Below are 12637 nucleotides of genomic sequence, written 5' to 3' on the forward strand. Positions count from 1 at the left end.
GACGAACTGCTGCCCTGGGCCTGGAGATCGAACAATCATGTCAAGACCTGACTAACCTGCAGCAGGTGGACGCATACCGTCGTGGTGTCGTGGTCTCCCGGCCGCCGGTTCCCGAAAGAGCCACCGCGACTTGGCACCCAACTCGCGAAGCCCCAACTGCTTCCGAGCGCTTGCGATAGCGATCGTTACCCGAAGGGCCGAGACACCGTAGGGTGGCTCGGTGAGGAGCGAAGCGACGAGTAGAGCGCGGGCCGAAGGCATCGCCCATACGCCATCAGCTTGCGAACCCGCACACTTGGTCATTGCGATAATCCCGAATCTGATCGAGGAACGAACACGCCACTAGGCCGGGGGACCATGGGCGAAACATCGGGCGCCGAGATTACGGTCGTGGCACCGCTCGACGGCATGAGCGCCAGCAACCGATCGCGCGTTTTCATTCGATCGGACCGCGTGACGAATAGCGTCGCAGCTGCTGATGACTGTCCGCTGGACGTCCACCTTGGCGGCAGTTCAATGGCAAGCAGATTTGTAAGCTTTGCGACGTATGCTCGCGTCTCCTCTGGCAAAGAGCCACCTGCGAGATGCTCTTCATAGCGAGATGGTCCCGCGTTGTACGCGGCAAACACGCCAGGCGAGCCATACCGGTCGAGCAGTTCGCGCAAGTACGCCGTGCCGGCCAGAATGTTGTCGTGCGGCTCGTAGGGATCGTTCCCGAGATTGTAGCGCTCGCGAAGTTCCGCCCAAGTCGCCGGCATGATTTGCATCAGGCCCATTGCGCCTTTGGGCGACTTGGCGTGCCGGTCTTCAGCGCTTTCGACGTTGATGACCGAACCGATCCAGTTCATCGGAATTGCGAAGCGCTCCGAGGCTTCGTCGACGAAAGCTGCAAACGGGTTGCTTGCCTGAGCAACCGCCTGAGCTAACCCCGATTCACTCTGGGCTAGAGCAGCACTCTCCGACGCAGCGAAAATAAGCAGCAGCCACACGACAGCCCAAACACGCACGCCCGACCGAGCCAAGCATGCCGTCGTGCTCGCGCCCGTCCAGGGTAAAGCCGCTTCGCGCCGGCCATGCGGCCGCCCTGGACTGCCGCGGCGCGCGTCGGCCCTGGAAGCGTTGGTCGAGACGGAGGAATGGTCCCGCGATCGATCGAACAGAGGAATGGCGGGGTAAGAACATGGAACACGCACGATCACTCCTCCCACGTCCACACAGGCAGCGCACGCCCGATCACTGCCGACGCAGGCAAGAATCCAAAATATCGGCCATCCAGCGAGTCGTCGGACTGCCAGTTCATTAGGAACAGCTCGCCGTCGCCGACGACGCGGCAGCCCTGCCATTTCGGCAGCGGCCGGCCGCGTCCGTCGCGGTCCCGCGCCTCGCCCATTGCAATCTCGTCGACCGAAATCGTGAGGCCGGTTCTGCAAACACTCTGCCCCGGAAGGGCGAGCACGCGCTTCAGCATGGGGACACCAATGGGCAAATAGCCATTAAGGTCGAGAAAGGTCGCGAGCGGCTCCGGCGGCTGAACGGCGACCAGCTCGGTGTCATGGAAGCGCTCCACCGGTCGCAAGCTATAGAGGCCGATTGGCACGCTCGCCGAAATATTCCAAATGTAGAGCGGAACCGGCTCCAGAGCGAGTGTCGCGACGAGCGCAGCAGCCGCCCCAAACGTCGCAGTCAGCGTCTTCATGCGGCCGGTCATCGCATTATCCTCTGACGGTGAAGCCAAGCCTGTTGGCGCGCTCTCGTATACGGACGCGGGTTTTCGTTGACGGACAGGCGGTTATGAATGTGATGCCAATGATCAAGCGCAACATCAGCTGGATCGATGCCGAGCGCCTCAACGGCATCGATTATTTGCAGCACGCGCTCGACCTTCGGCCAGCCTGACAGCCGCAGCAAAATCTCTCCGCCGGGCTTCACGTAAGGCACGGTCGAGCAGCGCTGTCCTGGCGCAACCGCGCGCAAAATGTCCACGCGCGAAATGATTGTCCCAAAGTCGTTGGAGGTCCAACGGACGAAGGCAAAGATGCTGCCGGGCGCAAATGACAGGACACGCCGGTGGCGATCGATCTTGCGTTCCTCGACAACGCGGCCGAACCGAATGCGGTTTTCTATGCGCTTTTCGATCCACAACACTTCCACTTCCGTGAGATCGCTCATACGGCGGCACCCTGACGCTGGAGTTGGCAACCGTGAGCTTGGGACTCGGTGGAGAGTGCGTATGGCCTGGAAAGGCAGGCTGGACTGTCGGGCTGCCGTTGCCGAGCGCCGCCAACGTGGCTTTTGGCCTGCTCCGTTAGAAGAAATCCGAAGGATTTCTGGTTAGTAAAGTTAGAGCGGCTGGAAAGCGCGGAGAAACAAGCTCTTAAGTCCGATTCCGGTCCCCGATAGCACGAGGATCGGGTCCCCGATAGCACGAGGGTTGCGGTCCTCGATGGCACGAGCTGATTCACAGGTTGTCCTCCGAATTTGGAACGAGACCGCGACGGCGCAAGCGGGCCGTTAAGGGATCAACAGGCGTAGGTGCGAAATTCAATCGCTCGCTGCCGTTCCGGTCTCGCGTGAGCACGAGCTGATAGCCGGGCAATGTCTGGCGCTGGACGATCTGGCGGACGTCGTAAGCAAAATGCTTAAGCGGCGAGATGATGCCGGACTTGGCATGGAGGTGCACAAGGTCGAAGCTCCAGCCGCCATCTTGGCGTCCACCGTGCTTGCGCACGACGCGGTAGAGCCACCGCTCAAGCCCGCCCGTGAGCTCGAAATACGCGCGATCGATCGTCAGCACGAGCGCGTCATCGATGACGCCGGCATAGAACCAATCCGGCAGGATCAGCTCGATCCCAAACGGCCGACCGTTTGCATCGGCCGTCTCTTTCCATTCGTTGATCCAGGAGAAGCGGTGTCGCCGTCGTTCTGCTGGCTGACGGATCGATGTCAGCACGGTTGTTGACTGAAGCCTGTCGAGGCCGGCCTTGAGCCGATCATAGTCGCGTGCGCTGGTGCCACGGCCGACGAACGTCAAGATCTCGTATGGCGTTGCAGCCATCAGGCGCGAGGTCTTCAAGCCTGCGTCACGCGCTTCGACGATCTGGGACGCGGCCCAGATCAGAACGTCTGCATCCCAGATGGTCGCCATGCCGTGTTCCGGCACGGCTTCGACACGAATTGCGATCGCACCGGCACGAAAATCGATCGGCACCACACGTTTCGTCTTTGCAAGGGAGAAGAACGGATAGGCCATCAGATCCTGCGCGTCGCGGGGCGCGAGATCGCCGGGCAACGCCCGGAAGAGCTCAAGCTGATCGCGCTCGGAACGGTGCTTGCGCCGCATGGTCACTGCTCACGCGGCAATCAGCGACGTTCCTGGCCCGCATACGGGCGCAGCGCGGGATGCTTCTTGGCCGGCAACACCGTTCCCTTGCCGGGGTCAGAGGTCGAGGTCTTGGCGCCGCGGTCGGCCCACGCTTTCAGATCATCAACGGCGTAAACGACCCGTCCGCCAATCTTCCGATATATTGGTCCCGTGCCGTACGTGCGGTGCTTCTCCAACGTGCGACCGGACAGGCCAAAGTAACGCGCGGCCTCAGGTGTACGCAGGAATCGCGGGGGAAGACCGGCCATCGGATCGGGCATTTGACGACTCCAAGAGGACAGCGCACCACGCAAGGCGGTGCTGGCGCGTGTGCGGTCATCATGGAGAAGCGCGATGTCGGAGGGGGATGCCGAAGTTTGAGGGGACGATTTTCGATACCCCCTAAGCGGAAGGGCTATTCGTCCCTGCGCCCGGGCCGCAGAAGTTTGCGGTAACCACCGCGCATCAACGCGAGGCCGCCTTGCACCAGGCGGACCGTCCGATTGCGCAGATCATGCGTCTTCCAGGCACGATCGGGGATTCGCTTTTTGCCGAACAGCGCTTCGGCGATAACGCGATAACTTCCGCCGGTGCTGTGAGCATCGAGCGCACGGATCGCGGCGCTCAGACGTTCGCGCCGCTGTTTAGATAATTGGTGAAAGGCAGGACCTGGCACGCGTCCATTCATCGCGCGCCACAGCCGGCGGGCTGCATACGCACGCGCGTCGAAATCGCCATCAAACGGCAATTCGGCTGTGTACGACGCGCCGAGCTGCGGCGGCTCCTTGGACCAGATACGGTGATCTACCGCACCGATGCGCAGCACGGCGTGCCAGCCGTCGGCGGCGCGCCGCACCTGACCTGTTGCGAGGTCGAGCAGCGGTTGAGACGCTGAACCGCGATCGGCGGCCGAGACCAACTTGACCGGAACGACCGCCGCTAGAACCTCAGGCGCCCAAAAGATCGTCTGCTCGTCGAAGGACCTCCGCGGGTCATGGGCGAAAGCAGAGGCCCCACCTTCTCCTGAATTCTGGTGTCACTTGGCCATCGGGACTGTTGGCAATCATCGCCTCAAAGTCGCGGCGATAGTCCGCGTTACGACGAAGACATTCCCAGGCGATGTCGGTGATTTCGGCGTCTTGTAGGCTCTTGTAAGAATCCGGCGATCGCCAGTCGAACTCAGGCATTGCTTCCGCCCCATTGCATGCAGCTAACAAGGATTGCGGCGCAATAATTATAAACGATTGAGTTGTAGGAAGTCCCTAGTTTGGCACCACGTGGTGCACCAGAATGACCACCGGTTAGCCAAAGAAAAACGTTCTGCCTGCAGGTCGCCAGTCGGCGATTTTCTTCTATTTCGATCCGGTGCCGCGTAATAGACGGCCCTGCTCAGTCACCCATTTGGCGCGCGAGAGATGACTCTGATATGCGGTCCGCGCACGATCCGGCTCTCGCTCCGGATCGATGTGCAAGACGATTCGAGCGACCTCCCGCCAGTCCGCTCCCTGACCCTCCGCCTGCATAAGGCGAATGTACGTCACCACATGCTGTTCGTCATAGGCGGTCAGATTCGCCTCGTTCGGCGCAACATCCGCGACGTCAGGATCTAGCTGGGGCTTCGTCATGAGCATCCTAGCAAACTGCGAATGATTCTAACCTCTCAGACCGGTCGAGATTGTCCAACATTCTCATTTTAGCCCCATTCCGGGTTACCGACCAGCGAGCGAGCGGCAGCAATTACATACTATAGGAGATAAACCTCATAGTATGTAAAGACGCAACTTGCGCTGATGGACATGCGCAAGTTGGTCGGCCGGAATTTCGCAAAACTGCGGAAGCAGAAGCGCTTCACGCAGGAGAAATTCGCCGAAATGTCCGGCTTCACCCAGCAGTATATTAGTGACCTGGAGCGCGGCCGCCGTAATCCGACTGTCGTAACCATTTTTGAGCTCGCCAGCACGTTAGGTGTCAGTCACGTTGATCTGGTGATCCCCGACGAGGAGGCGCGAAGCGACCGATCAAAGCCGCCAAGCGGAAATGATCGGGTCGCAAGTCATTCTAAGTCATCGTAACCCTCGACTCTTGCGAGCCGGGCCGAAGGCCCGGCGAGCGCCGGACGCGGATACGCGTCACCGCCGTCGATCCGGCTTGCCGGAGCGGCGGCGGTGCACCAGACCTGGACGCAAGGCCGCGCAACCGACCTCCGGTTACGCGGCCTGTGTCTTTAGACTGCACGCTCCATCAAGCGCTTTGCTTTGCCCTCCAGCTCAAGGCGTGTGTCCTGATGAGCCCTTTCCGCGAGCAAATGCGGTGATGCCCTGCACGAAATCAAAGATGCTTTCCGGCTTGCGATTTTCTTCACCCAGAACGGTCTCGACGATCTTCGCGCTCTCCGATTTGGAAAACCCGCCTTTGCGGAGGAAGGTCTCCCGGTCCTCGTCCGTGCGGGCAACGATCCGTTCCCTTGCAGCCTTGATGCCGGCGATGAATGGCGCGGGTGAGGAATTGGCAAAGCTCGTCAATGCGGGAGCGGCTTCATGCGCAAAGCGTTGCGCGGCGAATTTAGAATGCCTGATGGTGATCTCCTCGAAATTCTCTACGCCCCAGAGATTGCGGTTCATGCAGACGGCGCGAAGATAGAAGCTCGCAATTCCGAGCGTCTTGCTACCAACTTCGCTGTTCCAGCAATAGAAACCCCGGAAATACAAATCCGGTGATCCATCCGCCAGACGCCCCGCTTCGATCGGGTTGGTGTCGTCGACCAGAAACAGGAACACATCCCGGTCACTGGCATAGAGCGTGGTCGTGTCCTTGGTCACGTCCACAAAGGGATTGTGGGTCATGGTTGACCAGTCCATCACGCCGGGGACTTTCCACCGCGTGTCACCGGTGCCATTGCCCGCGATCTTCATGACGGCTGCGACTAGTTCATGATCCCAGATACGGCCGTAATCCGGCCCGGTAACAGCACGAAGCTCGACGCGTCCGCTGTTGGTCTCCAAAGTCTTCACGAGCTCGGCGCGATGCGACAGCAAGCCGTGTTGCAGGTTGATCGCGGATAGGGCTGCGGGAAGCTGCCGCAGATAGGATGTCGGCGCACCGACCAGCGTACACAACTGGCCGAAGCTCCAATGGGTCGGCGCTACCGGCTCCTCGCGTCCCGGCACTGTCAGGGCCAGCCGCTCGGCATTGTCCCGGCTCGCCTCCACCCGGATGGTTCGGCTTTCCACCGTTCGCGCTTGCGCGCGCTCGGCCCGGCCTCGCACCGATTCATAGAGTTCCGGCAGGTTCAGATACCGCTCGTCATCCGGTCGCGCAAACCACTCGGACGACACGCGGCCAATCCGCTGGCCGCGCGATACATCCACGCGGAAGCCGCCGGAAGCAGGCTGTTCATTCTGAGACAAGGTCATCATGTTCATGGTCGTTCTCCTATGGGCTGAGGTTGAAGCGCAGCGCTGCGCTGCAACCCTGCCCGTCGGCGAGACCTGGGGTAGCAAGGGCAAGGGCGGCCGGAGCGGAGGGGGATCACCCGCCTGACAAGGGCGCGCCAACAGCGCGCGTCTGCACGCGCCCGACGACATCGTCGTCATTGAATATCTTTGCGCGGAAGACCGGGGATACCGCTCCGGCCGGCACGGAATCGTGCTTCACCCTTGCCCGCGCGAGGGCGGAGCCCTTAGCAATTTCTTCAAAGGAAAATGCGCTTCTGCTTCCTTCCAAAGCGGCGCAAGAAACGCAAAAGGCCCCGCCTCCGGAGAAGCGGGGCCGATGATCCCGAGGGATCAGTCGCCGTTGCGGCGGGACCAGATCAGGGTGAAGCCCTCGTCGCCTTCGACCTTCACCAGCGAGGCGTAGATCGGGGCCGGGAAGCTCGGGTCGTCGAGCTTGACCGAGAGGTATTCGCGGTCGCTGTCGCGAGCGGTTTTCTTCCAGGCCGCTCCGAACTCGGTCACACCGTTGAAGATGCGGTAGTCGGGCGCCTTGTCGTTATCCTTCTCGGATGCGGCGAACCTCGCCTTGATGTTCAGCGTCAGCGTCTTGATCGAGCCGACGTAGCCGTTGTCCGAAGTGGTGAAGGTGCCAATGGTAGCCATGGTGGTCTCCGTTTGTTGCTCGGGCCGCGCCTATCGCAGCCTCGATGGCGATCCTTGGCCCGGGGAGCGATCGGCCCGCAGCCTTCAGGCCCGCAGCGCCAGCGGAAGACGGCGATAGCCTGCTTTTTTGTCTCCCGCGAGGAATGCCGCCATTTCGCGGCAGGGGAAAAAAGCAGGCGCAGCCATTGCGGGAAGGCGATCGAGGCTTTTGCCGTCCCTCGGGCCTGATCAGCCCATTCGAGGTTGCGTTGGACGCGCCATGAACGAGCTGACGGAGACCACCATGGCGGCCGACACCGACGCAGCACAAGGACGGGACTGGATCGATCGTACACATGCTGACATCAGCGCATCAACGGCAAGAAAGACGCATTCTGGCAAACGCTAGCGCCCCTCGTCGCATTCCCGCGTGGCAGGATGAAGGTGCTGCTAGAGCGATCCGCCAGGCAGCGCTTGCAATACCCCAGTCTGCAGACGACAAAGCGTCCGGCCTCATCGCTTGCTGTTGATAGGCGAGCACCACATAGCGGTCCACATGGCTGCCGCAGGCGGCGTCGATCAGAGTGATCGAGGTCTCGCTCGTGGCGGGGCTTCCATTCAGCGGTCGCCGCTGTGCGCAAAAAAAATCGGCCGCGCGCCGGTCAGGCGCGTGGCCGAAATTTTGGAACCGGGGCCGCTCGCGCGGCCCGGCTTAAGCCTCATTCTGCGGCCTGCGAATATTCATCATCGCCTTGCGCCTCGCTTGGCACAGCCGCCCGATCCTCCGGCCTGGCCGTTCTCAGCAGCGAGGCAGCCAGTCGGTGGCAGCCAGCAATTGCTCGGCGGCTTCAGCCATGTCGACCTTCATATCCACCATTCGCTCGGCGGCCTCGCCGCTGACACCTTCGCAAACAGCCTCCAGAATGCGCGCCTTGGTGACGCGACCAAGATAGCTGCGCACCGTTGGCCGCCAGAAGCCGGTCATGTCGAGAGACACGGCCTCCGCAAGCCGGTCGGCCGTTGCCAACGCCCGCGGCCGCCGCTCCCGCGGCAGTTTCACCGCATTGACGGTGAATGCGGCGCAATGCGCAAACAAGTCCATGCGACTATCGTGGTCGAGTTCGGCCACGAAAGTCCAAAGGTCAGTGACGTCACGGGGCATCTGCCTTGCCCAATTGTTTGCCGGGCGCAGCGATACGGCCGCATCGGCTATCTGCCCGCCTGCAAATTGTTGATCCAGCATTCCGCGTTTCCCATCTCGGGCCCCTATCAGAAGCCCGGTTTCGTGGCAAAATACGCCGAAGGTCTGCGCCGTGCGGGGTTTCCCGAATGAGCGCACGCAGCCCGCAAAGTCGCTGATGCCATTGTCGAACGACCGCGATGTTAGCTGCGGTGCATAAATCCGCTTGTGGCTCTTCTCGGACATTGCTGGCAAGCAGCTAGGCGGCACGCCCCGGCCAATGGACTCTGGTACGGATTGGCGCAATCCTGCGGTCGCAAATAGTCCCAGTGCAGGGACTGCCTATTTAGCCGACCAGCAAATATCGGGAGGACAACAACATGAGGACGCAGGACAAGACGCTAGTCGCTTCCATCGTGGCTGCAGTGATACTCACCGCAACAGCCAGCGCTCAACAGGCGCCATCCCCACCTCCGATAACGCCTTATGGAGCGCCACTGGGGCTCGAGGCAGCCAAGAAAGTGATGGCTGCCGCGGAAACGGAGGCCGAAAAGAACAACTGGGCGATGGCCATCGTCATCCTCGACAGCACGGGCCACACGGTGATGCTGCACAAGCTCGACAATACGCAATACGGCTCTCTTATGGCTGCCGAGGACAAGGCGCACAGCGCGATTAACTACAGGCGCCCTAGCAAGGTGTTCGAGGATCTCGTGGCGCAGGGGGGCATGGGTTTGCGTTCATTGGCACTCCGTGGGGCATCTCCACTAGAAGGCGGCATTCCCATTAATGTGGATGGCAAGATTGTCGGGGCGATCGGCGTCTCTGGCGGGACGTCAGTTCAGGATGGCCAAGTCGCAAAGGCGGGTGCCGACGCCGCGAAGTGAAAACCGCGCTCGCATCACCGAGGTCGCCTTGTCGCGCGGCCTCAACGCGTGCGCCTTGTCGCTTATGCAACTGGCGACGTCCGCTGTTGGCCCAAGAGCGAAGGTCGGCTTGGCTTCGAAATGGTCCGCTTTATCGGGGTAGCGCGGAAGTGACCGACCGATCAGCCAAATGGCGCTATTGGACCCAAAGTCGAAGTCGGATTGGCGGTAGGCGCGCCGTTCACCTAAGTGGCGCGAACATAACCGTAGCGCAGGTTCGAGGGCTGCTTCGCAGCTTGTGTGTACTCGTTTTTGAGCGCTGCGAGGCGGTCCTCGGAAAAGGTCGGCATCCTGATGTTCCCAGCCGCCTTCAGCTTGATCTTGTAGAACCTGGTGGCGTTGCCCGCGAAGATTAGCTGCTTAGTAGCGCTGTTGGCATCGCCAAGCGCCGCAAAGCCGTACTTCTTCTGCATATCCTCCGGGATTTCGAGCCTACGCAGCGCCTCGATCTGCCACTGCGGTGAGCCGTACCAGACCGAATCGGTGCCCCACATCACGTGGTCAATCCCCATCCCCTTGATCAGCGTGCCGACCAATGCGGCGCAGAACTTCGGATGCGCTACAGCCGAATTGGCAAAAGACGTGCCGAGTTCGGCGTAGACATTGGTGACGCCGAACTTCTGCGGGATTTCCGCGAGATCCGAGGCCCATTGGATGCGGCCAGTCTGCTCGAACTCGGCCCACGCCTTGTCCGGCAGTTCGAGGAACGCCCGCAGCGCCGAGTGATAGATCACGAAGTTCATCTGCGGCCAATCCTTGGCAGCCTTTCCGATGTCCGACGCGGTTGCGTATTCCCATACGCCGGCGAACGACTTTTCGTAATCGGGCGGCAGCAGCCCCTTATGGATGCATAGCGTGTTGATGCCGGCCTTCACGGCTTTGTCGTAGAATGGATACATCACCTGCTCGTCGTCGAGTCGGTATGGGAATTTGGAGGGCGCGAGCGGATCGCCGATCGTGTAGGCCTTCCAGGAATCCGGCTTGTAGACCTCGATTGCCTTGTCGACCTCCTCCATCCAGCCGGGCTGCTTGGGGGTGATGACGCTGTGCGCCAGCAGGCGGCGTGAGCCGGCGAAGTCGTTGATGAATTCGCGCGCCTTGACGATCTGCTCGTTGGACAGAAGCCACCAACTCGGATCGTCGAACGGCGCACCGCTGAGAAGCGCCATATTCGTATCACTGTCGTAGTAGATTTCTTTTACATAGTTCTGGAACTTGTAGCGGGCGAGCGAGGAGACGCCCTCATCTTTCATCTTGGGGTTCCAGTGCTGGCTCGCGAAGTCCGCCAGCCCCAAAAGCTCCTTGTGATCGAAGTCATCGCGCACGAAATGGGTCTGGACATCGAAGATGAACTGGCCGGCGAGGGTTTGCGCACGCGCCAGCATCAGCTCGGGTTCGCGGGCCTCGGCGGGCGTGACCTGGAAGACATTGCCGTAAATGTCGTTCATGGCGAGGAACGCTGCCGCCATGCCGCAGCTCGTATGCAGGAACTGCCTGCGGCTTAAGGCGAGGTGCTTGCCGTTCACGTCGGCAAGTTCGTTGATCCGTGCCTCGACCTTCTTTTGCGTAGCGCTCTGTGGAGGTGGGAGATACTCGCCGTTGGAAACAATCTGGGTCGGAATCGGCATTGCCGCCGATGCCGTCTCCGCGCCCGCGACGAGACGCTGTTCTCGCTCACTAAGCCAGGTGCTCATTGTTCTTCTCCCGTTTGTTGGTATCGACGGTGCTGCGCGGTGGGCGCATGAGGCTGCGTGTTTGGTCACTCCCCAGTTAGGCGGACCGACTCGTTGCGCCTCTCTATGAAGTCACCACACACGCGCCACGCTCAAGCGGGTCGCTTTACCCTGCGGAAGCGCAGATATGCTCGAAAAGCTGGTTGCGGTGGCGGCGTATGGTCGTTGAATTGAATGCTCAAACCTCGATCGGCGCAAGGCCATGTAATCTGACAGTCACGCTGTCCCAACACCGCATCATTCTCTCATCTGATCGTTTTCACGGCCGAGGTGTAAGCTCGTCAGCTCATGGCCCATCGGCGAAGTGGTGAACTACGTCACCGAGGTCCGCTTGGCGAGGCACAGCGGACTAGATTTCTTCGGTTGAGTTCTTCGCGTTTTTGATCCGAAGCGGGCATCAACCCGTTTGCCAGGCTGTAAGTCAATATCTCTGCCTTTATTGTTCGCCTGCAGGTAGTATAGCCTTGCGACTGTACGCGGCGCGCAGCTTCTATCTCAAACTCACGCTCGCCGCATTGCGACTTGAGTTCTCTTGCTGCATGGAGCTTGGGAGATTCTCATGGAAAAATTGCTTCTGACCGCGACCAGCTTGATTATGCTGTCTGTTCCGGTAATCGCGCAAGATACTGAGGCGCGGCTGATGCCCGAGGCGCTCGTATGGAAGGATAATCCAGCCTTTCCAAAAGGCGTTCAGATTGCCACCTTGGTCGGCGATCCCAGCAAGAAAGGCGAAGTTGTCGTCTTGCGCATCAAGTTTCCAGCGAATTTCCAAATGCCTCCGCACACTCACCCCTATTCTGAAGTTGTCACCGTCTTAAGCGGGGCAATCGGCAGCAGTCATGGTGAGAAATTCGAAAAGAAGGGTGATCTCCTAAAACCTGGCTCGTTATGGGTGTACCCTGCGAAACACCCGCATTTCGCGTGGACCGGAAGCGAGGAAGGAATACTTCAGGTTCAGTTCATTGGCCCAGGTGGCATCGATTACATCAATCCTGCTGACGATCCGCGCAAACAATAACGGCTGCACGAAGAAGCGACGGCGGTTATGTCCGGTCTTGCCCATGGCCGAAACCCGGATTGAAGATCGCACGTCAACTCACCGGGTAGGCCGGACGCCGCTCTAAGTCGCTATTGGCCCCAAGCAGCGGTTGGTGGATGTCTGCTATTCCGCCGCTGTTAAAAGCTAACCAGACATCCCTCGAACGGGCCGAAAACGACGCGATTGATCCAAATCGGTCATGGAGTGGCTGCTGTTCGACAACGGCGCTATGCTTCCGCCCCGCGGGGTATCTGCAATCGTTTGGAGCGGGAGCAATCGAAGACCGGCACAATCAGATCACGTTAGCTAGTCTTCTCCACCT

14 protein-coding genes and 2 pseudogenes are annotated in these 12637 nt (G+C 60.4%); 4 read left to right on the plus strand and 12 right to left on the minus strand.

Annotation, left to right across the window (positions count from 1 at the left end; translation table 11 throughout):
* Window positions 1-299: 299 nt before the first annotated feature.
* The 8 genes from AC5ZGW_RS43310 to AC5ZGW_RS43345 form a co-directional block, all read right to left on the minus strand.
* Window positions 300-989: a lytic transglycosylase domain-containing protein gene (locus tag AC5ZGW_RS43310; RefSeq protein ID WP_349645116.1), complete on the minus strand. Its 690-nt coding sequence runs from the start codon at window positions 987-989 to the stop codon at window positions 300-302.
* 206 nt (window positions 990-1195) lie between these two features.
* Window positions 1196-1708, minus strand: a complete 513-nt coding sequence (locus AC5ZGW_RS43315) for a S26 family signal peptidase (protein WP_130228970.1) — start codon at window positions 1706-1708, stop codon at window positions 1196-1198.
* Window positions 1705-2169 carry a DUF2840 domain-containing protein gene (locus tag AC5ZGW_RS43320; RefSeq protein ID WP_130228971.1) on the minus strand — a complete coding sequence of 155 codons (465 nt, stop codon included), beginning with the start codon at window positions 2167-2169 and terminating at the stop codon, window positions 1705-1707. Before AC5ZGW_RS43320 ends, AC5ZGW_RS43315 begins: the two co-directional genes overlap by 4 nt.
* A 289-nt stretch (window positions 2170-2458) precedes the next feature.
* Entirely contained in the window at window positions 2459-3340 is an 882-nt protein-coding gene (locus AC5ZGW_RS43325; protein WP_130228972.1) for a replication initiator protein A, read from the minus strand.
* Window positions 3341-3360: 20 nt separating this feature from the next.
* Complete coding sequence (locus AC5ZGW_RS43330) at window positions 3361-3642, minus strand: helix-turn-helix transcriptional regulator (RefSeq protein WP_130228973.1); 282 nt, start codon at window positions 3640-3642, stop codon at window positions 3361-3363.
* A 134-nt stretch (window positions 3643-3776) separates the two neighbouring features.
* Window positions 3777-4280: a DUF2285 domain-containing protein gene (locus AC5ZGW_RS43335; RefSeq protein WP_245474987.1), complete on the minus strand. Its 504-nt coding sequence runs from the start codon at window positions 4278-4280 to the stop codon at window positions 3777-3779.
* Window positions 4281-4353: 73 nt separating this feature from the next.
* Complete coding sequence (locus tag AC5ZGW_RS43340) at window positions 4354-4548, minus strand: transcriptional regulator domain-containing protein (protein WP_130228975.1); 195 nt, start codon at window positions 4546-4548, stop codon at window positions 4354-4356.
* A gap of 165 nt (window positions 4549-4713) precedes the next feature.
* A complete protein-coding gene (locus AC5ZGW_RS43345) occupies window positions 4714-4986 on the minus strand; it encodes a DUF2285 domain-containing protein (protein ID WP_130228976.1) in 273 nt (90 codons plus the stop codon).
* A 165-nt stretch (window positions 4987-5151) separates the two neighbouring features.
* On the opposite strand from AC5ZGW_RS43345, the gene AC5ZGW_RS43350 reads away from it, so the two are divergent.
* Window positions 5152-5433, plus strand: coding sequence for a helix-turn-helix transcriptional regulator (locus AC5ZGW_RS43350; protein WP_130228977.1), 282 nt, complete (start codon window positions 5152-5154; stop codon window positions 5431-5433).
* 152 nt (window positions 5434-5585) lie between these two features.
* Here the strand turns inward: AC5ZGW_RS43350 and AC5ZGW_RS43355 are convergent.
* Window positions 5586-6783 (minus strand): annotated as a pseudogene (locus AC5ZGW_RS43355) (DUF932 domain-containing protein).
* Between the two features lie 363 nt (window positions 6784-7146).
* Window positions 7147-7458 carry a DUF736 domain-containing protein gene (locus AC5ZGW_RS43360; protein WP_130228978.1) on the minus strand — a complete coding sequence of 104 codons (312 nt, stop codon included), beginning with the start codon at window positions 7456-7458 and terminating at the stop codon, window positions 7147-7149.
* Between the two features lie 259 nt (window positions 7459-7717).
* Here AC5ZGW_RS43360 and AC5ZGW_RS43365 point away from each other — a divergent pair, with 259 nt between their 5' ends.
* Window positions 7718-7846: a hypothetical protein gene (locus tag AC5ZGW_RS43365; protein ID WP_282526666.1), complete on the plus strand. Its 129-nt coding sequence runs from the start codon at window positions 7718-7720 to the stop codon at window positions 7844-7846.
* A gap of 310 nt (window positions 7847-8156) precedes the next feature.
* Here the strand turns inward: AC5ZGW_RS43365 and AC5ZGW_RS43370 are convergent.
* A pseudogene (locus tag AC5ZGW_RS43370) lies at window positions 8157-8611 on the minus strand (chromosome partitioning protein ParB); the annotation flags it as partial.
* 386 nt (window positions 8612-8997) lie between these two features.
* Between AC5ZGW_RS43370 and AC5ZGW_RS43375 the strand changes: the two are divergent.
* Window positions 8998-9504: a GlcG/HbpS family heme-binding protein gene (locus AC5ZGW_RS43375; protein ID WP_130228979.1), complete on the plus strand. Its 507-nt coding sequence runs from the start codon at window positions 8998-9000 to the stop codon at window positions 9502-9504.
* A 224-nt stretch (window positions 9505-9728) separates the two neighbouring features.
* Here AC5ZGW_RS43375 and AC5ZGW_RS43380 read toward each other — a convergent pair whose 3' ends face one another.
* Window positions 9729-11237 carry an amidohydrolase family protein gene (locus AC5ZGW_RS43380; RefSeq protein WP_130228980.1) on the minus strand — a complete coding sequence of 503 codons (1509 nt, stop codon included), beginning with the start codon at window positions 11235-11237 and terminating at the stop codon, window positions 9729-9731.
* Between the two features lie 598 nt (window positions 11238-11835).
* On the opposite strand from AC5ZGW_RS43380, the gene AC5ZGW_RS43385 reads away from it, so the two are divergent.
* A complete protein-coding gene (locus AC5ZGW_RS43385; protein WP_130228981.1) occupies window positions 11836-12294 on the plus strand; it encodes a cupin domain-containing protein in 459 nt (152 codons plus the stop codon).
* The last annotated feature ends 343 nt before the right edge of the window (window positions 12295-12637 follow it).

Source organism: Bradyrhizobium sp. Crot121 (genome assembly GCF_059512385.1).